The 22000-nt window shown below is 70.8% G+C and carries 20 protein-coding genes; 11 read left to right on the plus strand and 9 right to left on the minus strand.

Going from position 1 to position 22000, the window contains the following annotated elements:
- Positions 1–6 precede the first annotated feature (6 nt).
- Both OG698_RS16085 and OG698_RS16090 read right to left on the minus strand, forming a co-directional pair.
- Entirely contained in the window at positions 7–1254 is a 1248-nt protein-coding gene (locus OG698_RS16085; protein ID WP_406103652.1) for a PotD/PotF family extracellular solute-binding protein, read from the minus strand.
- An 80-nt stretch (positions 1255–1334) separates the two neighbouring features.
- Entirely contained in the window at positions 1335–2867 is a 1533-nt protein-coding gene (locus OG698_RS16090) for a gamma-aminobutyraldehyde dehydrogenase (RefSeq protein WP_406103653.1), read from the minus strand.
- A gap of 206 nt (positions 2868–3073) precedes the next feature.
- Between OG698_RS16090 and OG698_RS16095 the strand changes: the two genes are divergently transcribed.
- Positions 3074–3700, plus strand: coding sequence for an NADAR family protein (locus OG698_RS16095; RefSeq protein WP_406103654.1), 627 nt, complete (start codon positions 3074–3076; stop codon positions 3698–3700).
- 25 nt (positions 3701–3725) lie between these two features.
- Here OG698_RS16095 and OG698_RS16100 read toward each other — a convergent pair whose 3' ends face one another.
- Entirely contained in the window at positions 3726–4679 is a 954-nt protein-coding gene (locus OG698_RS16100) for a DUF4190 domain-containing protein (protein ID WP_406103655.1), read from the minus strand.
- Positions 4680–4816: 137 nt separating this feature from the next.
- Between OG698_RS16100 and OG698_RS16105 the strand changes: the two genes are divergently transcribed.
- The 4 genes from OG698_RS16105 to OG698_RS16120 all read left to right on the plus strand — a co-directional run bounded on the left by OG698_RS16105 (position 4817) and on the right by OG698_RS16120 (position 8447).
- A complete protein-coding gene (locus OG698_RS16105; protein WP_406103656.1) occupies positions 4817–5851 on the plus strand; it encodes an adenosine deaminase in 1035 nt (344 codons plus the stop codon).
- Between the two features lie 21 nt (positions 5852–5872).
- Entirely contained in the window at positions 5873–6553 is a 681-nt protein-coding gene (locus OG698_RS16110; protein ID WP_406103657.1) for a glycerophosphodiester phosphodiesterase, read from the plus strand.
- A 174-nt stretch (positions 6554–6727) separates the two neighbouring features.
- Entirely contained in the window at positions 6728–7870 is a 1143-nt protein-coding gene (locus OG698_RS16115; RefSeq protein WP_406103658.1) for a serine hydrolase domain-containing protein, read from the plus strand.
- A 187-nt stretch (positions 7871–8057) separates the two neighbouring features.
- Positions 8058–8447, plus strand: a complete 390-nt coding sequence (locus OG698_RS16120; RefSeq protein WP_406103659.1) for a hypothetical protein — start codon at positions 8058–8060, stop codon at positions 8445–8447.
- Positions 8448–8471: 24 nt separating this feature from the next.
- Here the strand turns inward: OG698_RS16120 and OG698_RS16125 are convergent, their stop codons facing one another.
- Both OG698_RS16125 and OG698_RS16130 read right to left on the minus strand, forming a co-directional pair.
- Entirely contained in the window at positions 8472–9629 is a 1158-nt protein-coding gene (locus OG698_RS16125) for a spermidine/putrescine ABC transporter substrate-binding protein (protein WP_406111090.1), read from the minus strand.
- Between the two features lie 230 nt (positions 9630–9859).
- Complete coding sequence (locus tag OG698_RS16130) at positions 9860–11299, minus strand: gamma-aminobutyraldehyde dehydrogenase (RefSeq protein ID WP_116509310.1); 1440 nt, start codon at positions 11297–11299, stop codon at positions 9860–9862.
- Positions 11300–11480: 181 nt separating this feature from the next.
- Between OG698_RS16130 and OG698_RS16135 the strand changes: the two genes are divergently transcribed.
- The 6 genes from OG698_RS16135 (at position 11481) to OG698_RS16160 (ending at position 17162) form a co-directional block, all read left to right on the plus strand.
- Positions 11481–11978 carry an Lrp/AsnC family transcriptional regulator gene (locus tag OG698_RS16135; protein ID WP_100595184.1) on the plus strand — a complete coding sequence of 166 codons (498 nt, stop codon included), beginning with the start codon at positions 11481–11483 and terminating at the stop codon, positions 11976–11978.
- Positions 11963–13342, plus strand: a complete 1380-nt coding sequence (locus OG698_RS16140; RefSeq protein WP_406103660.1) for an aspartate aminotransferase family protein — start codon at positions 11963–11965, stop codon at positions 13340–13342. The genes OG698_RS16135 and OG698_RS16140 overlap by 16 nt, the downstream gene beginning before the upstream one ends.
- Positions 13343–13536: 194 nt before the next feature.
- A complete protein-coding gene (locus OG698_RS16145) occupies positions 13537–14283 on the plus strand; it encodes an ABC transporter ATP-binding protein (protein WP_406103661.1) in 747 nt (248 codons plus the stop codon).
- Entirely contained in the window at positions 14265–15431 is a 1167-nt protein-coding gene (locus OG698_RS16150) for a hypothetical protein (RefSeq protein ID WP_406103662.1), read from the plus strand. The genes OG698_RS16145 and OG698_RS16150 overlap by 19 nt, the downstream gene beginning before the upstream one ends.
- 151 nt (positions 15432–15582) lie before the next feature.
- Complete coding sequence (locus OG698_RS16155) at positions 15583–15990, plus strand: VOC family protein (protein ID WP_116509320.1); 408 nt, start codon at positions 15583–15585, stop codon at positions 15988–15990.
- A gap of 32 nt (positions 15991–16022) precedes the next feature.
- Positions 16023–17162 carry an LOG family protein gene (locus tag OG698_RS16160; RefSeq protein WP_406103663.1) on the plus strand — a complete coding sequence of 380 codons (1140 nt, stop codon included), beginning with the start codon at positions 16023–16025 and terminating at the stop codon, positions 17160–17162.
- A 60-nt stretch (positions 17163–17222) separates the two neighbouring features.
- Here OG698_RS16160 and OG698_RS16165 read toward each other — a convergent pair whose 3' ends face one another.
- The 4 genes from OG698_RS16165 to OG698_RS16180 all read right to left on the minus strand — a co-directional run bounded on the left by OG698_RS16165 (position 17223) and on the right by OG698_RS16180 (position 21931).
- The gene (locus OG698_RS16165; RefSeq protein ID WP_406103664.1) at positions 17223–18032 is read right to left on the minus strand and encodes a maleylpyruvate isomerase family mycothiol-dependent enzyme; all 810 of its coding nucleotides are present in this window, start codon (positions 18030–18032) and stop codon (positions 17223–17225) included.
- A 10-nt stretch (positions 18033–18042) separates the two neighbouring features.
- Positions 18043–19098: an ABC transporter ATP-binding protein gene (locus tag OG698_RS16170; RefSeq protein ID WP_406103665.1), complete on the minus strand. Its 1056-nt coding sequence runs from the start codon at positions 19096–19098 to the stop codon at positions 18043–18045.
- Entirely contained in the window at positions 19098–20744 is a 1647-nt protein-coding gene (locus tag OG698_RS16175; protein ID WP_406111092.1) for an ABC transporter permease, read from the minus strand. The genes OG698_RS16170 and OG698_RS16175 overlap by 1 nt, the downstream gene beginning before the upstream one ends.
- 101 nt (positions 20745–20845) lie before the next feature.
- Positions 20846–21931 (minus strand): thiamine ABC transporter substrate binding subunit, encoded by a 1086-nt coding sequence (locus OG698_RS16180; RefSeq protein ID WP_399972132.1) that lies wholly within the window; start codon positions 21929–21931, stop codon positions 20846–20848.
- Positions 21932–22000: the final 69 nt, after the last annotated feature.

Raw genomic sequence — 22000 nt, forward strand, 5'->3', positions numbered from 1 at the left:
CGGGTCTCACGCGCCAGTGAGCTGGGCGAACTTCTCTTCGAACGCCTTCTCTTCCTTGGAGGTGAGAGAGCGGAAACCGTGCGCCTTGGCACCCATGGTCTTGTCGGGAACGATCAGCGGGTCGTTCGCGATGCTCTTGTCGATCTTGGCCAGTTCGGGCTTCACTCCGTCGACGGGCGTCACGTAGTTGATCCAGGCGGCGAGTTCGGCGGCGACCGGCAGCTCGTAGTAGTAGTCCATGAGCTTCTCGGCGTTCGTCTTGTGACGGGCCTTGTTGGGGATCAGCATGTTGTCCGTCGAGGAGATGTAACCGGCGTCGGGGATATGGAACTTGACGTCCGGGTTGTCCGCCTGGAGCTGGACGACGTCGCCCGCCCAGGCGAGGCAGGCGGCGAGGTCGCCCTTGCTCAGGTCGGCGATGTAGTCGTTGCCGGTGAAGCGGCGGACCTGCTTACTGTCGACGGCCTTCTGCATCCTGGCTATCGCCGCGTCGAAGTCGTCGGACGTGAAGGTGCGCGGGTCCTTGCCCATGTCGAGCAGGGTCATGCCGACGCTGTCGCGCATCTCGGAGAGCAGGCCGACCTTGCCCTTGAGCTTGGGGTCGTCGAGCAGCTGCGAGACGGAGGTGACCTCCCTGCCGTTCGTGGCCTTGGCGTTGTACGCGATGACCGTGGCGATGCCCTGCCACGGGTACGAGTAGGCACGGCCCGGGTCCCAGTCGGGGCTGCGGAACTGGGCGGACAGATTCGCGTACGCATGGGGCAGGTTGGCCGGGTCCAGCTTCTGCACCCAGCCGAAGCGGATCAGCCGCGAGGCCAGCCAGTCGGTGAGGACGATGAGGTCCCGGCCGGTGTCCTGGCCCGCCGCGAGCTGCGGCTTGATCTTGCCGAAGAACTCGACGTTGTCGTTGATGTCCTCGGTGTACTTGACCCTGATCCCGGTGCGCTTGGTGAACGCGTCCAGGGAGGGCCGGTGCTTCTCGTCGTCGCTGAGGTCGATGTACTCGGTCCAGTTGGAGAAGTTGACGACCTTCTCCTTGGCCGAGTGGTCCTCCGACGAGACGCCGCCCTGACCCTTGCTCGCCGCGGGAATGCCGCAGGCGCTCAGCGATCCGATCCCGCCGACGGCGAGCGCGCCGCCCGCGGAGGCGCGCAGCAGCGAGCGGCGGGTCATGGCCGCCCTGCCGTTGCGGAAACTGCGCCGCATGGCGGCGAGTTGTACCGGGGACAGGCTTTCGGGCTCGTACTGCTCCATGCGCGTGGGTGCCCTTTCGGGAGAGATGGCCGCCCTCGCGGGCGGGCCGGCCGGCTGCCCGCAGCGGCAGCCGCAGATGGCTAGGGTCGGTCCCCGAAGATCGTGCGGTGCCAGTCCTTCCGGGCGACCGCGGTGTTGTCGAACATGACGTGCTTGATCTGCGTGTACTCCTCGAAGGAGTAGGCAGACATGTCCTTGCCGAAGCCGGACGCCTTGTAACCGCCGTGCGGCATCTCGCTGAGGATCGGGATGTGGTCGTTGACCCAGACGCAGCCCGCCTTGATGTCGCGGGTGGCGCGGCCCGCCCGGAACACGTCCCTGGTCCAGGCGGAGGCGGCCAGGCCGTAGGGGGTGTCGTTGGCGAGGCGGATGCCCTCGTCGTCGCTGTCGAAGGGCAGCACGACGAGCACCGGGCCGAAGATCTCGGCCTGGACGATCTCGCTGTCCTGGGCGGCGTCCGCGACGAGGGTCGGCCGGTAGTACGCGCCCTGCTCGAGGTCACCCCGGGGGATGACGCCGCCGGCGACCACGCGCGCGTAGGAGCGGGCCCGGTCGACGAATCCGGCGACGCGGTCGCGCTGGGCGTGCGAGATCAGCGGGCCGAGGTCGGTGTCCGGCGCGAACGGGTCGCCGACCCGGATGCTCTCCATGAGGTCCGCCACGCCCTGCACGAAGGCGTCGTAGAGGGGGCGCTGCACGTACGCGCGCGTGGCGGCGGTGCAGTCCTGGCCCGTGTTGATCAGGGCGCCCGCGACCGCGCCGTGCACGGCGGCCTCCAGGTCGGCGTCGTCGAAGACGACGAACGGCGCCTTTCCGCCGAGCTCCAGATGCAGCCGCTTCACGGTGGAGGTGGCGATCTCGGCGACGCGCTTGCCGACGCCCGTCGACCCGGTGAAGGAGGTCATGGCGACGTCGGGGTGTCCGACGAGGTGCTCGCCGGCGTCCCTGCCCGCGCCCGTGACGATGTTGACGACACCGTCGGGGATGCCCGCCTCGGTCGCGGCCTGCGCGAACAGGAGGGAGGTGAGCGGGGTCAGCTCGGCGGGCTTGAGCACGATGGTGTTGCCCGCGGCGATCGCCGGAAGGACCTTCCAGGCGGCCATCTGGAGCGGGTAGTTCCAGGGGGCGATGGACCCGACGACACCGATGGGCTCGCGCCGCACGTACGAGGTGTGGTCGCCGCTGTACTCGCCGGCGGACTGGCCCTGGAGGTGCCGGGCGGCGCCCGCGAAGAACGCGGTGTTGTCGACGGTCCCGGGGACGTCGAACTCGCGGCTCAGCTTGAGGGGCTTGCCGCACTGCAGGGACTCGGCCTGTGCGAGGTCCTCGGCGCGCTCGGCCAGGACGCCCGCGAAGCGGTGCATCGCGTCGGAACGCTCGCCCGGCGTGGCGCCGGCCCAGGCGGGGAAGGCCTCGCGGGCCGCGGCCACGGCGGCGTCGACGTCTTCGGTGCCGGCCAGCTCGTACGTGTAGACGTCCTGGCCGGTGGCCGGGTCGACGACTGCGTGGGTGCGGCCCGATGTGCCCTTGGTGAGGCGGCCCGCGATGTACTGGGCGCCTTCGGCGAACCGGTCCTGGGCCTGGAAGCGGGTGCTGTTGCCAGGGTTGTGCATTATCGCTCTCCTCCGCCGGAGCCCCGTCCCGCGGGGCCGGCGTAGCTCCAGCTCGATTTGAGTGCCGATCCTGACAGAGGCGATGTACCGCAACAAGTGATTCCGTTGTTGCCTTTTGGTTACGCGACGGAATCTGTCGACCAGGTGTCGAGTCCCCCAGAAAAACCAAGGACGGAGTGTCCGTGGTGCGTGCCAGACTCGCGTGCATGGGGAAGATCGACAAGCTTGAGGGGGCCGCGTCCATCCACGATCAGGACTCGCTGGTCAGGGCGGTGGAAGCGGGTGTACGGGTCAAGTACCTGCACTTCTGGGGGCACGCACCGCGGGCCGACGGCACGGTCGGGGCGAGCTGCCTCAGTCAGTGGTGGGTCGCGCCGTTCACGGTGGACGGGGTCGAGTACGCGACGGCCGAGCACTGGATGATGGCCGCGAAGGCCCGGCTGTTCGGTGACGCCGAGGCCGAGCGCAGAGCCGTCGGGGCGGCGCATCCCTCGCAGGCCAAGAAGGCGGGGCGCCTCGTGCGCGGCTTCGACGAGGACGTCTGGGCGCGCGAGCGGTTCGGGATCGTCGTCGAGGGCAGCGTCCACAAGTTCGCAGCGCACGCGGATCTGCGGGAGTTCCTGCTCGGGACGGGCGGGCGAAGCGAGATGGGGGTCCCCCCGGCCGAAGGCTGGGGGAGGGTACTGGTCGAGGCCAGCCCGCTCGACCGTGTGTGGGGCATCGGCCTCGCGGCCGACGCGGAGGCGGCCGCCGATCCGAGACGGTGGCGTGGCCCCAATCTGCTGGGGTTCGCGCTGATGGCGGCGCGTGAGCGGCTGGCGGACCGGGCCTGACGGCCCGGCCCCCGTTGACGGTGTCCTACAGGGTGGCGGAGTAGCCGCTGTCGTCGCTGCTGTCGCTGCCGCTCGACGAGTCGCTGGATGCGATGACGAAGAACATCAAGACCAGCGCGAGCACCAGACCGCCGATGCCGCAGATCAGTCCGGCCAGGGCCTGGCCGCGGTTGGTGGCCTCGCCCCGACTCGCCCTCGCGCGGCCGATCGCGCCGAAGATGATGGCGAGGATGCCGACGATGATCGCGATCGGCCACAGGATGAAGGCGGCGGCCGAGATGATCCCGAGCGTCAGAGCGGCGACGCCCATGCCGTTGGCGGGTTGCGGCTGCATCCCGGGCCAGCCGTAGCCGGGAACGCCGTGGGCCATCGAGGACGGGCCGGTCGCCGCGTGCCGGCCATAGCCGTAGCCGTAGCCGTACGGGGCGGCCGGGTAGCCGTACTGCATCTGCCCCGGCCCGTCGGGCGAGACGGGCGGCGGGGGCACGGGCTCACCGGGCGGCGCGAAGGGGTTGGCCCCCGGCGCCCAGGGGGCCCCGGCCTGCGCCGCCGGATAGCCGGGGGGCATGCCGTAGGGAGCACCCGGCGGCTGGGCGTGCGGGTGCGGCTGTTGCGGCTGTTGTGACCAGCGGCCGGGGGCCGTCGCGGCGCCCGGGGAGGGCGGGGCGAACGGGTTGTACGGCTCGCTGGGCGCGAAGGGCGCGGCAAAGGGGTCCACCTGCGTTTCGGCGTGGGACGGCGGCGCGAACGGGTTCACCGGCGCCGGAGCAACCGGCCCGGCCTCCCCCTGTGCCACATCCGCCGGCACGGCGTCCCGCGGGCCCGTCTCCGCCGGAGCCGCCCACGGGTCCGGTTCCCGCTTCCCCAGCGACACCCTGTCCCCAGGCTGATCCCCCGCCCCCCGCCCCGGCGCAGCCGCCGAACCGTAGCCACCCTCGGCGCTCTCGGCGCCCTCTCTGCCCTCTGTGTCCTCGGACATCGCTCGCTCGTCCCCCTTCTTCTCCCACCCGGACGTCCCGTCATGCTACGGCCGCCGCCAGGTCGTGGCCGTGGCACGCCTACGATGACTGCGACCCACCCGATCAGTCGATCAGCCAAGTTCCTGGGGAGGAATCCGTGACCGATCTGCATGCCTTCATCGCCGGACTGCCGAAGGCAGAGCTGCATGTGCACCATGTCGGCTCGGCGTCCCCCCGGATCGTCTCCGCGCTCGCGGCCCGCCACGCGGACTCCAAGGTCCCGACGGACCCCGAGGCGCTGGCCGACTACTTCACGTTCACGGACTTCGCGCACTTCATCGACGTATACCTCTCGGTCGTCGACCTCGTGCGCACGCCGGAGGACGTCCGCCTCCTCACGTTCGAGGTCGCGCGGGACATGGCCCGGCAGAACGTGCGTTACGCCGAGCTGACCATCACCCCGTACTCCTCCGTCCGCCGCGGCATCGACGAGTACGGCTTCATGGAGGCGATCGAGGACGCCCGCAAGGCGGCCGAGGCCGAGTTCGGCACCATCCTGCGCTGGTGCTTCGACATCCCCGGCGAGGCGGGGCTCGAGTCCGCCGAGGAGACCGTGCGGCTCGCGACCACCGACACGATCCGGCCGGAGGGCCTCGTCTCGTTCGGGCTCGGCGGGCCCGAAATCGGCGTGCCGCGGCCCCAGTTCAAGCCGTACTTCGACCGGGCGATCGCCGCGGGCCTGCACTCCGTGCCGCACGCCGGCGAGACCACGGGCCCCGGCACGGTCTGGGACGCCCTGGTCCACCTCGGCGCAGAACGCATCGGCCACGGCACGACGTCCGCCCAGGACCCGGAGCTCCTCGCCCACCTCGCCGAGCACCGCATCCCGCTCGAGGTCTGCCCGACGTCGAACATCGCGACGCGCGCCGTGCAGACCCTGGAGGAGCACCCCGTCAAGCAGTTCGTCGACGCCGGGGTCGTCGTCACGGTCAACTCCGACGACCCGCCGATGTTCGGCACGGACCTCAACAACGAGTACGCCGTCGCTGCCCGCCTCCTCGACCTCGACGAGCGGGGCGTGGCCGCGCTCGCCAGGAACGCGGTGGACGCGTCGTTCCTCGACGAGCCGGGCAAGGCCCGTATCGCCGCGGAGATCGACACGTACACGGACACGTGGCTCGCCGGGGCCTGACCGGCTGACCACAATGGGGCCATGCGTACCGTGACTGCCGTGGCCCACCGGGGCGACCCCTACCGCGTCCGTGAGAACACCCTCGCCTCCCTGCGCTCCGCGCTGGAGCAGGGGGCGGACGCGGTCGAGATCGACGTCCGTCTGACCCGCGACGGCGTGCCCGTGCTGCTGCACGACTCCACTCTCAAGCGGCTGTGGGACCACGACCGCCCGCTCTCCGCGCTCTCGTACGACGAGGTGCGCGGCCTCACCGCGGGCGGCGTGCCCACGCTCGAACAGGCCATGGAGGTACTGGCCGAGCGGCGGGTGATGGTGGACCTGCCGGGGGCGGACGCGCGCGTGGTCCGTACGGTCATCGGGGTCATCCGGGACTGCGGCGCCGACGAGCGTGCCTACTACTGCGCGGGCGCGGAGACGATGCTGTCCGTGCGGCGCGCGGACCCGGCCGCCGAGATCGCGCTGACGTGGACGACGCTGGCCCCGCCGCGGCCCGGGGTGCTCGAAGCGGTCAGGCCGGCCTGGCTCAACTACCGTTTCCCGCTGGTCAGTCGGGAGCTGGCGGCCCATGTGCACCGCCAGGGCCTGCTGGTCGCCGCGTGGACCCCGGACACGAAGTCGGCGATACGCCGCCTCCTCGACGTAGGAGTCGACTCGATCACGACGAACCGCGTCGACGTGCTGTGCGGGCTGCGCGGCAACTGACCGCCCGATCCGCCGCCCCTTAGGGGTGAACCCGGACAACTTCCTCCACTGCGGGGCCGGTTGACCCTGGTCGGCTCCAGGGAAGGCACCCTCCTCACCGACGATCCGGGTCTCTCCGGGCCCCCGCAGGATGGTCGTGTCCGCAGGACCGCCTCACCTCACCCGGAGCGCCGCATGCCCGCACGCACCCGCCGTACCGTCCTTGCCTCCGCCCTCGTCCTCGGCCTCGCCGCGGGCCCGCTCGCCGTACCGGCCCTGGCGGACGCACCCGCCCGGGCGTCGGCCCCGGCGGACCGCCCGGACGGAGCCGCGCTGCGCGAGGCGATCTCCGGGCTGCCGAACGCTGACGCGACGGCCGCGCTCGTGCGCGTCGGCGGCACGGACGGCACGTGGCGCGGCAGTTCCGGCGTGCGTGACCTGGCCTCGGGCCGTGCCGCGCTGGACGGCGGCCGGTTCCGCGCGGGCTCGACGACGAAGGTCGTCACGGCGGCGGTCGTGCTCCAGCTCGCCGCCGAGCGCCGCGTGAACCTGGACACGCCGGTGCAGCACTATCTGCCGGACCTCTTCAAGGGGAAGGGCTTCCGACCCATATCCGTACGCCAGTTGCTGAACCACACCAGCGGCATCCAGGCCGGTGACGGCTTCGGCGACGACTTCGATGACGCGTACGCGCACCGCTTCGACACCCTCACCCCGCAGGCCGTCGTGGCGTCGGCACTCGCGAAGGGACCGTCGTTCGACCCGGGCGGGCGACAGCAGTACCTCAACATCAACTACACGGTTCTCGGCATGCTGATCGAGAAGGTCACGGGCCACACGTACGCGGACGAGGCCACCCGGCGCGTCCTGCGTCCCGCCGGGATGCGCGCCACGTCGTTCCCCGGCGCCGACCCCGTGATCCACGGCCCGCACAACCGCGGCTACCAGCTGGCCGGCGGCCGGTTCGTCGACGTGACCGAGTGGAACCAGTCCGACCGGTGGGCGGCCGGCGACATGATCTCCACGACGGCGGACCTGGAGCGGCTGCTGCGGGCGCTCTTCGGCGGCCGCCTCGTGCCCGGGCCCCAGCTCGAGGAGATGTTCACGGTGCCGTCGGACGTGCCGGGGGCAACCATGAGCGCGGGCCTCCAGCGCCTCGAGGCCGGCGGCTCGGTGTACTGGGGCAAGTCCGGATCCCGCTACGGGTACGTGACGGGGGTCGCCGCGACCCGCGATCTGTCACGGACCGTGGTCTACTCCGTCGGCGCGACGGACGCCAAGGGCGACGCGATGAATCCCGTCGCCGAGCGCATCATCATGGCGGCGGTCAAGGGCTGACCGGCCCGCCTGTACCCCGTCCGTGCGGTGCTAGCCCGTTCGAGTGGCGCATCTCACGGGACCCCTTTAGCGTCGGAACGAGCACCACGGGGCCCAGGGCCCCCCGATCGGCCGGGAGGGTACTTTGCGGAGCAAAACACTGAAGACGGCGCTCACACTCTGTGCAGCCGCGTCCCTCGCAGCAGCCATGGTTCCGGCCTCCGCCTCCACCGCGGCGCCGAAGCCGCAGCAGAAGCACGCTGACACCGTGCTCGTCGACTGCACCTGGCAGCCAAAGGTGCGGCCCACCGACTTCATGCTCGCGTGCGGGGACGGCAACAGCCTCCTCACCTCGCTCAAGTGGTCGCACTGGGGCCGGTCCACGGCGGTGGCCACGGGCACGAGCGTGGTCAACGACTGCAAGCCGTACTGCGCGGCGGGCAAGTTCCGCTCGTACCGCGTCATGGTCCGCCTCGACCGGCCGCAGTCCTGGACCAAGCACCAGGACCGCCGGCACTACTCGCGCATCACGCTCACCTATCCGGACGGCCGCCCGGACGCGTTCCAGCGGGTCGTGACCACGCCACTGTGGAACTGACCGCGCCGGAACCGGCCGGCCCCCTCACAGCCCCGCGATCGCGTTCCACCGCTTGGCGAGCTCCGGGCGTTCCTTCGACGTGATGTCGCGCGCGATGGCGAGTCGCGCGCGCATCGTGTCGTCGGGGAAGATCAGCGGGTCCTCGGCGAGGGCCGCGGTGTCCTTGTCCTTGGAGTCGGCGAGGATCTCGCGGGCGGCCGGCACGGGGCTCACGTAGTTGACCCAGGTGGCCAGCTCGGCGGCGACCTCCGGCCGGTAGTAGAAGTCGATGAGGCGCTCGGCGCTGCGCTTGTGGTCGGCGAGGTTGGGGATCATCAGCGACTCGGCCCACAGCTCGCCGCCCTCCTCCGGCACGACGAACTCGATGTCCGGGTCGTCGGCCTGGAGCTGGATGACGTCACCGCTGTAGGCCTGGCAGGCGAGGACGTCGCCGCTGGAGAGGTCCTTGATGTAGTCGTTGCCGGTGAAGCGGCGGATGTGGTGGCTCTTGACGAGCTTCTCGACCTGGTCGCACACGTGGTGGAAGTCGTCCGGGGTCCACCGGGTGATGTCGACGCCGTTGCCCTGCATGAGCAGCGCGAACGACTCGTCGAGCCCGGACAACAGCGTGACCTTGCCCTTGAGGTCGGCCGCCCACAGGTCGGACACGTGCTTGATCTCGCGCCCGACCCTGCGCTTGTTGTACGCGATGCCGGTGATGCCGGACTGCCACGGCACGGTGTATTTGCGGCCGGGGTCGAAGTGCGGTGAGCGCAGCAGCGGGTCGAGGTACTTGGTGACGTGCGGCTGACGGGCGCGGTCCATCTCCTGGACCCAGCCGAGCGTCACGAACTTGGCGCACATCCAGTCGCTGATGACGATGAGGTCCCGGCCGGTCTTCTGGTGGTTCATCAGGGACGGGCTGATCTTGCCGAAGAACTCGTCGTTGTCGTTGATCTCTTCGGTGTACTTGACGTCGATCCCGGTCTGCCTCTGGAAGGCGTCGAGCGTGGGCCGCTTCGACGGATCGTCGTCGTCCACGTCGATGTAGAGCGGCCAGTTGGCGAAGACGAGCCGCTTGTCGCTGCCGGACCGGTCGGTCGCGGCGCGGTCCCCCGGCGCGACGTAGGCGGCGGGCACACCGCACCCCGAGGCGAGCGCGCCGACCGCGGCGGCCGCGGCGCCACCGCCCAGGGCGCGCATCAGGGAACGGCGGGACAGGGACGGCTTGGGGTTCCTCGGGGTCGCTCGCACCTGTGCAGGATGCCCGCGCCCGGCGGGCCCGGACAATGGACGCTGCGTCAAGCCGACGGGGTGAGAGCCGACACACTGTCGATCACCGGCGCCCGCCGTGCAGCAGCGCTCCCCGGACACGCCACCGCCCCCGCGCGGCCGGAGCCCGGGGGGCGGACGGAGCGGATCGGTGCCGCTGATCAGCCCTCGATCGACGTCATGACGTGCTTGATGCGCGTGTAGTCGTCGAAGCCGTACGCCGACAGGTCCTTGCCGTAGCCCGACTTCTTGAAGCCGCCGTGGGGCATCTCGGCGACCAGCGGGATGTGGGTGTTGATCCACACACAGCCGAAGTCGAGGATCTTGGACATGCGCATCGCGCGCGCGTGGTCCTTCGTCCAGACCGAGGAGGCCAGCGCGTACTCCACGCCGTTCGCCCACTCGACGGCCTGCGCCTCGTCCGCGAAGGACTGGACGGTGATGACCGGGCCGAAGACCTCGTTCTGGATGATCTCGTCGTCCTGCTTGAGGCCCGAGACGACGGTCGGGGCGTAGAAGTAGCCCTTGTCGCCGACGCGGTGGCCGCCGGCCTCGACCTTGGCGTGCGCCGGGAGGCGCTCGATGAAGCCGGTGACCTGCGCGAGCTGGTTCGGGTTGTTGAGGGGCCCGTAGAGCACGTCCTCGTCGTCCGGCTGGCCGGTCTTCGTGTCGGCCGCCGCCTTGGCGAGGGCCTGGACGAACTCGTCGTGGATGGACTCGTGGACGAGGACGCGCGTGGCTGCGGTGCAGTCCTGGCCCGCGTTGAAGAAGCCCGCCACCGAGATGTCCTCGACGGCCTTGGCGATGTCGGTGTCCTCGAAGACGACGACCGGCGCCTTGCCGCCGAGCTCCAGGTGGACGCGCTTGACGTCCTTGGCGGCGGACTCGGCGACCGAGATGCCGGCGCGCACGGAGCCGGTGATGGAGGCCATCGCCGGGGTCTTGTGCTCGACCATCGCGCGGCCGGTCTCGCGGTCACCGCAGATGACGTTGAAGACGCCCTTGGGGACGATGGAGCCGATGATCTCGGCGATCAGGACCGTGGACGCCGGGGTGGTGTCCGACGGCTTCAGGACGACCGTGTTGCCCGCGGCGAGCGCCGGGGCGAACTTCCAAACGGCCATCATCATCGGGTAGTTCCACGGCGCGACCTGGGCGCAGACGCCGATGGGCTCGCGGCGGATGATCGAGGTCAGGCCCTCCATGTACTCGCCGGCCGAGCGGCCCTCGAGCATGCGCGCCGCACCCGCGAAGAAGCGGATCTGGTCGACCATGGGCGGGATTTCCTCGGACCGGGTCAGACCGGTCGGCTTGCCGGTGTTCTCGACCTCGGCGGCGATGAGCTCCTCGGCCCGCTCCTCGAACGCGTCCGCGATCTTGAGGAGAGCCTTCTGGCGCTCGCTGGGCGTGAGGTCGCGCCAGGCCGGGAACGCGGCCGCGGCGGCGGCCATGGCGGCGTCCACGTCGGCGTCGCCGGACAGCGGGGCGGTCGCGTACGCCTCACCGTTGGCCGGGTTGACCACCTCGGTGGTCCGTCCGTCGGCGGCGTCCCGGAACTCACCGTCGATGTAATTGCGCAGACGACGCAGCTCGCTGGTCACTGAGGCGGCCCTCCTGGTCGGATGTCCATTGGATGAGATACCACCCTAATCCGTAGTCCCACGCTTTCAACACCCCCCAAGGCGCCAGATCTGCGAAATCCGTGAACTTCGAGCCCTCAAACAACGAATTTCATCGATCCGGGCTTGCGGAACTGTCGACTCCTCGTGCATGGTGGGGCACGTGGCCAGTCGCAGCGCAGACCCAAAAGGATCGAGGAACGGCACCGGCACCCCGCCGCTCGACGCCGTTTCCCTCGCCATCATCGAACAGCTCCAGGAAGACGGTCGTAGGCCGTACGCAGCTATCGGCAAGGCCGTCGGCCTCTCCGAAGCGGCCGTGCGTCAGCGCGTCCAGAAGCTGCTCGACCAGGGCGTGATGCAGATCGTCGCCGTCACGGACCCACTCACCGTGGGCTTCCGACGCCAGGCGATGGTCGGCATCAACGCGGAGGGTGACCTCGATCCCGTCGCCGAAGCGCTGACGGCCATGCCGGAAGTCGAGTACGTGGTCATGACCGCGGGCTCGTTCGACCTCCTCGCGGAGGTCGTGTGTGAGGACGACGACCAGCTCCTGGACGTCATCAACAAACGCATCCGGACCCTTCCCGGCGTGCGCTCCACCGAGAGCTTCGTCTACCTCAAGCTCAAGAAGCAGACCTATATGTGGGGAACCCGATAGCCGTGAGCAAGGACCTCAGCCGAACCGCGTACGACCACCTGTGGATGCACTTCACCCGCATGTCGTCGTACGAGAACGCGCCCGTTCCCACCATCGTGCGTGGCGAGGGCACCTACATCTACGACGACAAGGGCAAGAAGTACCTCGACGGGCTCTCGGGTCTGTTCGTGGTGCAGGCCGGCCACGGACGCAGGGAGCTCGCCGAGGTCGCCGCCAAGCAGGCGACCGAGCTGGCCTTCTTCCCCGTGTGGTCGTACGCCCACCCGAAGGCTGTGGAGCTGGCCGAGCGCCTCGCCCACTACGCCCCGGGTGACCTCAACAAGGTCTTCTTCTCCACCGGTGGTGGCGAGGCCGTCGAGACCGCCTGGAAGCTTGCGAAGCAGTACCACAAGCTCAACGGCAACCACACCAAGTACAAGGTCATCTCCCGCGCGGTCGCCTACCACGGCACCCCGCAGGGCGCCCTGTCGATCACCGGCCTGCCGGCCCTGAAGGCCCCCTTCGAGCCGCTGGTCCCCGGCGCGCACAAGGTGCCGAACACCAACATCTACCGCGCCCCGATCCACGGCGACGACCCCGAGGCCTTCGGCCGCTGGGCCGCCGACCAGATCGAGCAGGAGATCCTCTTCGAGGGCCCCGAGACCGTCGCCGCGGTCTTCCTCGAGCCCGTGCAGAACGCCGGTGGCTGCTTCCCGCCGCCGCCCGGCTACTTCCAGCGCGTGCGCGAGATCTGCGACCAGTACGACGTGCTGCTCGTGTCGGACGAGGTCATCTGCGCCTTCGGCCGCCTCGGCACGATGTTCGCCTGTGACAAGTTCGGCTACATCCCGGACATCATCACCTGTGCCAAGGGCATGACCTCGGGCTACTCCCCGATCGGTGCGACCATCGTCTCCGACCGGATCGCGGCGCCGTTCTACAAGGGTGACAACACCTTCCTGCACGGCTACACCTTCGGTGGCCACCCGGTCTCCTCGGCCGTGGCGCTCGCCAACCTCGACCTGTTCGAGCGCGAGGGTCTCAACCAGCACGTGCTCGACAACGAGGCCAGCTTCCTCAAGACGCTGCAGAAGCTGCACGACCTGCCGATCGTCGGCGACGTCCGCGGCAACGGCTTCTTCTACGGCATCGAGCTCGTCAAGGACAAGGACACCAAGGAGTCCTTCACGGACGAGGAGTCGGAGCGCGTGCTCTACGGCTTCGTGTCCAAGAAGCTCTACGAGTACGGCCTGTACTGCCGCGCCGACGACCGTGGTGACCCGGTCATCCAGCTGTCGCCGCCGCTGATCTCGGACCAGTCCACCTTCGACGAGATCGAGGGCATCATCCGCCAGGTCCTCTCGGAGGCCTGGAGCAAGATCTGAGCCTGACGGCTCCCGCGGCCCGGCTGCGCCCATCCGAGTGAGATGGGGGCGGCCGGGCCGCGTCATTTCCCGACCCACGCCGGCGAATACCTAGCGTGCCCAGTGACCGATCGGCCCTGCCTTCGTTCCCCCGTAAGGGGGACGGCTCGTCTTACGGCATTTCTGATCTGCAGTCTCTGAACGAGGTGTTCGCCATGGTGGCCCCGCCGGACAACGACGTGCTCTGGGCACGTGCCCTGCACTTCTCCCACAACGGCTCGCCCGCGCTCACCGGCGTTTCGCTCGGTGTCCGCGAGAGCGAGATCCTCGCCGTCACAGGACCGCGCGGCAGCGGCAAGACGACGCTCCTGCAGTGCCTCTCCGGCCAGCTCCTGCCCCAGCAGGGCGAGGTCTGGTTCAACAGCACCCCCGTGCACACCATGGGCCCGCTCGTCCGGGAACGGCTGCGCCGCGACCGCTTCGCCTGGATCGACCCCGAGCCGCACCTCGTGCCCGAGCTGAACGCCTGGGAGAACACGGCGCTCGCCCTGATGATGCGCGGCGGCAGCCGCCGCGCCGCCAAGGCCTCCGCCCTGGAGTGGCTGGAGCGACTCGACATCGGCATGTGCGCCCGCAAGCGCCCGCACGCCCTGCTCCAGTCCGAGCGCCAGCGCGTCGCCATCGCCCGCGCCCTGGTCACCGCGCCCTCCGTGATCTTCGCCGACGAGCCCACGGCGCCCCTGCACCGCGCCGACCGCGCCCACGTCCTGCGCACCCTGATGGCCGCGTCCCGCTCACACGGCATCACCGTCGTCCTCGCCACGCACGACACCGAGGTGGCCGCCCTGGCCGACCGCTCGATGTCGCTCCTCGACGGGCGCCGCGTGAACACGGTCCATCTGCCCGGAGTACCCGGCGGCACCGACGCGGAAGGCCGGGCCGCGTGCTCGCTCTCCGTCTAGCCCGCGGGGGCCAGCCCGTCGTCCAGCTCCGCAGGCTCCTGGTCTCGGCCGCCTCCGCCGGCACCGGTTTCCTCCTGCTGTGCACGCTCGGCTACGCGATGGGCCACCCCGACGTCTCCACCGGATCCGTACTGCGCCTCGCCTGGTGCCTGGTGCCGATCGCCGCGACCGTCCACCTAGCCGTCGCCGTCGCCCGCACCGACCCGGGCACCCGGCCGCGTCCCGGCCTGTCCGCGGTCGGCCTGGGGCCTGCGCGCCTCACCCTCATCTCGGCGATCTCCACCGCGGTCGCCTGCACGCTCGGCTCGATGCTGGCGCTGCTGTTCTTCCTGCACCTGCGCGGCGACCTCTCCGGGCTGCCCCTCGACGGCGCCGCCCGCGGCCTCCTCGCCGCCGACCGGCCCCTGCCCCTGGCCGCCACCCTGACCCTGCTCGCCCTGGTCCCGCTCGCCGCGTCCGTCGCCTCCGCCGTCGTGCTGCGCCCGCGCGCAGTCAAGGCCGGCGAGCCGCAGCCGGATCCGCGCGATCCCGCCGCCCCGGTGCCCGCGCCGACCGGTCTGCCCTGGGGCGTGGCCCTGCTGGCCGCGGGCCTCGCCGTGGAGACGTATGCCTCCCGAGCGCAGGGCACCGCGGGGTTCCCCATGCCGGGCGGTCTGGGCGGCAGTCCGGCAGGCGTGCTGGCCGGCTGGACACTGACGGCCCTCGGCCTCGCGCTCGCGGGTCCCGGGCTCACGTACCAGTGCGGCCGGGCCCTTCAGGCGGTGCGGCCCGGAGCGGCGCGGCTCCTGGCGGGCCGGGTGCTGCAGGAGGAGGCCCGCCGTATCGGCCGCCCCCTGGGCGTGGTCTGCGCCGTGGCCTCCGGCGCGTACGCGGGGCTCACCCTCTGGTCGGGACGTCAGCCCGACCTCGGTCCGCTGTCCGCGCTCGGTGCCGTCCTCGTCATGGGCTGTACGGTCGCCACGCTCCTTACGGCCGCGATCGAGGCCAAGCACGCCCGCTCCGACACCACGGCCGCCCTGCTCCGGCTCGGCGCCCCCGCGAGTCTCCTGCGGGGTGCGGCCGGGCTGCGCGCGGCGGCACTGCTCGCCGTGTTCGGGTCGCTGACGTGGGTGGTCGCGGAACTGGCGGCGCTCCCGCTCGCCGGCTGAGCGGGGCCCGCACCACCTCTGGCGGGCCCCCGAAGGAGATCGAAGGAAAGTGCGCGGCGGGCGATGAGTTTCGGGCGGGCGGCCCGTCTAACTCTGCGTACGGCACAGCGACGCCGCACCGACATCAGTGAGCGAAAGAGACGGACCCGCCATGTACCAGCAGATGATCTTCCCGAACCTCGCCGTGAACGACCTCGACGCGTCGAAGAAGTTCTTCACCGAGCTCGGGTACTCGATCAACCCGCAGTTCTCCGACGAGACCTGCGCCTCCGTGGTGGTCAGCGAGCACATCGTGGTCATGCTGCTCACCAAGGAGAAGTACGCCGCCTTCACGAAGAAGACGATCGTCGACTCGACCAAGAGCACCGAGGTGCTGCTGTGTCTGAGCGCCGAGAGCCGCGAGAAGGTCGACGAGCTCGTCGACAAGGCGATCGCCGCGGGCGGCACCGAGACCGGCGAGAAGCAGGACCACGGCTTCATGTACGGCCGCGCCTTCGACGACCCGGACGGCCACACCTGGGAGATCATGTGGATGGACCCGGCGGCCGTCCAGGGCTGATGGTCGGAGGTACCGCGGCCTAGCATGGGCGGGTGCAGACCTCTGAACCCGCCCCGCGCAAGCCCGCGATACCCCACACGGACGCCGGCCGTGAGATCGAGACACTCGACGAGTTCGACGAGGTCGTCGCCGCGCACGGCTCACTCGCCGGGCGCCGTGTGCAGGCCGTCGACCTGACGGAGCGTACGAACGAGCTGCTCACCCTGGACGCCGAGGGCGCCGTCTTCCTCGGCTGTCCGATGGGGCCCGACGCCGCGGCCCGGATCCGCGCCACCGGCGCCCTGGTCTTCCCGCCGGTCCCCGGCCTCCCCTTCGACCCGTACCGGGGCCATCTGTACTCCCCCGCCGAGCTGTTCGCGGGTCTCGCGGAGGGCGGCTACGAGTCGACGCCGGACGCCCGCGCGTACGACTGGTTCCAGCAGACCAAGGCCGACCACGACATCTTCGCGTCGATGCTGCGGGCCGTGCACGACGACTCCGTCTCCGACGCCCTCGACGAACTCCTCGTCGGGGCAAGGGTGGTGGGGGTCATGGGCGGTCACGCGATGGCGCGCGGCACGGACGGGTACGCGGGCGCGGCGCGGCTCGGCAGGACGCTCGCCAGGTCCGGGGTCACCGTCGCCACGGGCGGCGGTCCGGGCGCGATGGAGGCGGCGAACCTGGGCGCGTACGCGGCACGGTTCGACGACGGAATGCTGACCGAGGCGCTCCACCTCCTGTCCGCCGCACCCTCGTTCACCCCGTCGGTCACGGCGTGGGCGTCGGCCGCCTTCGCGGTGCGCTCGCGCTGGCCCGACGGCGGCGACTCGGTCGGCATCCCGACCTGGTTCTACGGCCACGAGCCGCCGAACGCCTTCGCCGGGCACGTCGCGAAGTACTTCGCGAACGCCACCCGCGAGGACGGCCTCCTGGCCCGCTCGAACGCGGGCGTGGTCTTCCTGCCGGGCGCGGCCGGCACCGTCCAGGAGATATTCGACAACGCGACGCCGAACTACTACGAGTCCCGGGGCGAGCCCACCCCCATGGTCCTCGTCGACCGCGCCCACTGGACGGAGCGCCTGCCGGCCTGGCCGCTGCTCACGGCCCTGGCCCGGGGACGCTCGATGGACGCGCGGATCGTGCTGGTGGACACGGTGGAGGAAGCGGCGGACGCGCTCGCGAAGCTGGGCTGAGCGCGGCTTTGCTTTCGCTCGGCTGAACTCTTCGGTGAGCTTGCCGGAGCCGGGCCTCGGCTACCCGAACGTCGCCCATTCCAGCCAGGAGTCCAGCAGCTTCCGCTCCCCCAGCACCTCCACGCGTCCGCCGTCGAGGGGCGCGCGCCGGTAGAACGCGAGCAGTACGTCGGTCAGCGGTCCCCGCAGAGCGACGGTCGCCTTCTCGTGGCCGCGGCGCCACGTGAAGCCGTCCTCGCCCAGCTCGACCAGCCATTCGGCGTTCAGCTCGGGCGGTGTGCCGGTGGCGTGGAGGTGCAGGCTGCGCCCGCCGCCGCGCAGCTCCGCCGCGCTGTCGGACGGGTCCAACTGCTGGGCGTGGGCGACGATCTGCAGCCACTCGTCGATCGCGTCGGCGGCGAGCTCGGGCGCCACCTCGTACGCGGTCTGCGCCGTGAGCGCCGCGTCCGCCCGGTGGATCACCGTCTCGTGCGTCATGCGGCGGGCCCAGAAAGCGGTCGTGCGATCCCAGGACCAGGTCCACAGGCGCGTGTCGGGGCCCGCGGCGCGCAGCGCCCGCGCGGTCGGCTCGGCGCCTTCCATGAGCCAGGCCACGAGCGCGGCCGGGTCGTCGCTCCCGGGCCCGTCGAAGCCCGGCACCTTCTCCTCGGGGACCTCCTCGGTGGCCCCGGTCCGTACGATCGCCTCGACCCAGCGGTGCGCGCCGCCGAGGTGCACGACGAGGTCGCGCAGGGTCCAGTCGGGGCAGGTCGGCACGGTCGCCGTGAGGTCGGCACCGGCGAGATGCCCCGCCAACAGAGCGGTCTGCTCCACGACTTCGTCGCAGTAGCGGTCATGGGTGAGCTGTCCGGGTGCCGCGGTCTCCGTCATACGGCGGACCCTATGCGGCGGACGCGCCGTCCAGCACCACGATTTCGCCCGCGTCGAACGCCACCCCGACCTCGCCCCCCGGCTCCGGCGCGTCCCGCAGCGCGCAGGCCGCTTCGAGGCGCGGCGCTTCCCTGGCCTGGAGGTGTACGGCGACATGCGTGCCGCGGAAGGTGCGCGCGGTGACCGTGCACGTCAACTGGGCCTCGGCGGCGGGCACAAGGCGTACACCCGCGGGCCTGACGAGAATCCGGCCCGGGCCCTGCGGGGAGCCCGCGGGGACGGGGACCTTGCCCCACGGCGTGTCCGCGGCCTCGCCGGCGACCATGGCCTCCACCACGTTGTCGAAGCCGAGGAAGCGCGCCACGAACTCGTCGGCAGGGTGCTGCCACACCTCAAGTGGCGTACCGGACTGGGCGATCCGTCCGTCGCGCATCACCACGACGCGGTCGGCGAGCGCGAAGGCCTCGCCCTGGTCGTGCGTCACGGCGAGCACGGTCGTACCCAACTCGCCGAACAGTTCCCTGAGTTCGACGACCAGGCGCTCCCGCAGCGAGCGGTCGAGCTGACCGAGCGGCTCGTCGAGCATGAGCAGACGAGGGCGGGGAGCGAGCGCCCTGGCGAGAGCCACGCGCTGCTGCTCGCCGCCGGACAGCGAGGCGACGGCGCGCCGCCCGGCTCCGGGAAGGCCGACAAGCTCCAGCAACTCCCGTACGCGGTGCTGCTGTTCGGAGCGGGAGGCGCCGTGCATCCGCAGCCCGAAGGCGACGTTGCCGCCCACGTCGCGCTGCGGGAACAGCTGGTGGTCCTGGAACATGAGGCCGACGCCCCGCCGGTGCGCGGGCACACCCGCCTGGTCGCGGCCGTCGAGGAACACGCGGCCCCCGTCGAGTCCCTGAAGCCCGGCCACGACCCGCAGCAGCGTCGACTTGCCGCTGCCGCTGGGGCCGAGCACGCACACGATCTCGTGCTCGGCGACCTCCAGACCGACCCGGTCGAGCGCCGCATGCGCCGTTTTGGACGGGCCACCGAACCGCACGGTCGCGTCGTCCAGAGTCAGCAGGGCCATCAGAACTCCCCCGTCGTACGGTCCGTGCGGATGCGTTCGAGCAGCAGCAGCGACACCGCGCACACCACCATGAGAATCGTCGAAAGGGCCATCGCCTGGCCGTAGTTGAGGTCACCGGCGCGCCCGAGGAGCCGCGCCACGGCGACGGGCAGGGTCGGGTTGTCCGGGCGGGCGATGAACACGGTCGCCCCGAACTCGCCGAGCGACACGGCGAACGCGAACCCGGCCGCGATCAGCAGCGCCCTGCGCACCATCGGCAGATCGACCTCCCGCCAGGCCCGCAGCGGCGAGGCGCCGAGGACGGCGGCGGCCTCGCGCAGCCGCCCGTCGACCGCGCGCAGGACCGGCAGCATCGTGCGCACGACGAAGGGCACCCCGACGAGGGCCTGGGCCAATGGCACGAGGATCCACGCGCCGCGCAGGTCGAGGGGCGGCTTGTCCAGGGTGATCAGGAATCCGAAGCCGACGGTGACGGCGGAGACGCCGAGCGGCAGCATGAGGAGCGCGTCGAAGCCCCGTACGAGACGGCCGGCCATGGGGGTCCCCCCGCTCGAGCGGAGCCGAGAGTGGGGGAGGGTCAGGGCCGCGGCGGCGAGTCCGCCGATCACGACGGCGATGGCGGTCGCGGCCAGCGCGTACGTGAGGGAGTTCCCGATCGCCTCGATCGGAGGCACCAGGAACACGCCGCTGTCGGACGAGGTCAGCGCCTTGTAGTAGGCGAACCCGAAGCCGTCGGGACCGTCGAACGAGCGCTGGATGAGCACGCCGAGCGGCAGCAGGATCAGCACCGCCACCGTGGCGACCACCCCGGCGAGCAGCGCCCACTGGCTCGCGCCGCGCGGGCGCCGGGCGGTGTGCGCCGCGTCGACGAGGCGCAGCGCGCTCTCCCGGCGGCGCACGCTCCAGGCGTGCACGGCGAGGATGATCCCGACGGCGGCGAACTGCACGATCGTGAGGACGGCCGCCGTGGAGAGGTCGAAGATCTGCGCGGTCTGCCGGTAGATCTCCACTTCGAGGGTGGAGAAGGTCGGCCCGCCGAGGATCTGGACCACGCCGAACGACGTGAACGTGAAGAGGAAGACCATCAGTGCGGCGGCCGCGACGGCCGGTCCGAGCGCGGGCAGCGTCACCTTCCGCCAGGCCGTCCAGCGGGAGGCGCCCAGCATCCGGGCGGCCTCCTCCTGACGCGGGTCGAGCTGCGACCACAGTCCGCCGACGGTGCGGACGACCACGGCGTAGTTGAAGAAGACATGGGCGAGCAGGATCGCCCACACGGTGGTGTCGAGGCGTACGCCCCACAGGCTGTCGAGCAGCCCGCCGCGGCCGACCAGCGCCAGGAACGCCGTGCCGACGACAACGGTCGGCAGCACGAACGGCACGGTGACGGCGGCCCTCAGGACCTGCTTGCCCCTGAACTCGAAGCGCGCGAAGACGTACGCGCCGGGGAGCGCGATCAGCAGCGTGAGCGCCGTCGACGCGAGCGCCTGCCAGGTCGTGAACCACAGGACGTGCCGGATGTCGGGCTGCCCCAGCACATCGGCGATCCGCCCCAACTGCCAGTGGCCGCCCGCCTTCAGGCCGCGGGAGACGATCGCCGCGACCGGATAGGCGAAGAAGATCGCGAAGAACGCGACGGGAACGGCCATCAGGCCGAGCCGCGCCGCGCTCCCGCGCCCCTTGAGGGACTTTGCCGAGGGCTTCACCGGGGGCCTTGCCGGTTGCTTCACCGGAGGCCCTGCGGGGGGCGTCACTTCAGTACGAGTGAGGTCCACGACTTGACCCAGGCGTCACGGTTGTCGGCGATCTTCTTCGGCGCCATGGTCTTCGGGGCGTCGACCTCGACGTCGTACTTCGCGTAGTCGGCGGGCAGGGCCGCGTCCTTCGTCACCGGGTCCACGAACATGTTCAGCGGCATGTCCTGCTGGAACTGCTTCGCTATCAGGAAGTCGAGGAGCGCCTTGCCGCCCTTCTCGTTCTTCGCGTTGCTCAGCAGGCCGGCGAACTCGGTCTGGCGGAAGCAGGTGCCGGTCGCGACCCCGGTCGGGGCGGTCTTCGGCTGCGGGTCCGAGTAGATCGCCTCGGCCGGCGGCGACGACGCGTACGACACGACGAGCGGCCGGTCACCGCCCGCCTTCCTGCCACCGGCGGAGCCCGAGAACTCCTCGTTGTACGCCTGCTCCCAGCCGTCGACGACCTTCACGCCGTTGGCCTTGAGCTTTTTCCAGTAGCCCTGCCACCCGTTGTCGCCGTACTGCGCCGCGCTGCCCAGCAGGAAGCCGAGGCCGGGCGACGACGTCGACACGTTCTCCGTGACCAGCAGGTTCTTGTACGCGGGCTTGGCGAGGTCGTCGAACGAGGCGGGCGGCGTCAGCTTGTGATCGGCGAAGTACTTCTTGTCGTAGTTGACGCAGATGTCGCCGGTGTCGATCGGGGTGACGCGGTGCTTGTCCCCGTCGAGCTGGTACTCGGGGCGGACCTGGTCCAGGCCCTCGGCCTCGTACGGCTGGAAGAGACCGTTGTCGAGGGCTCGCGACAGGAGCGTGTTGTCGACGCCGAAGAGGACGTCGCCCTGCGGATTGTCCTTGGACAGGATGGCCTTGTTGACGGCCTCGCCCGCGTCACCGTCCTTCAGGACCGTGACCTTGTAGCCGGAGCTCTTCTCGAAGTCCTTGAGCACGTTCTTGGAGACGGCCCACGAGTCATGGCTGACCAGGGTGACGGTCTTGGAGTCCGCAGAGTCCTTGCCGGACCCTGATCCTCCGCACGCGGAGAGCGTGACGAGTCCGAGACCGGCCGCCACGGCGACGGCCGTGGCCTTGATGGTGGTGCTCACTTAAGTTCCCTCCTGGGTGTCCAGGAAGAGACGCGGCCCCGCCCGGGATCGCGGACGATTCCCGGGCAG

The organism is Streptomyces sp. NBC_01003 (genome assembly GCF_045162695.1).
GTDB lineage: Bacteria > Actinomycetota > Actinomycetes > Streptomycetales > Streptomycetaceae > Streptomyces.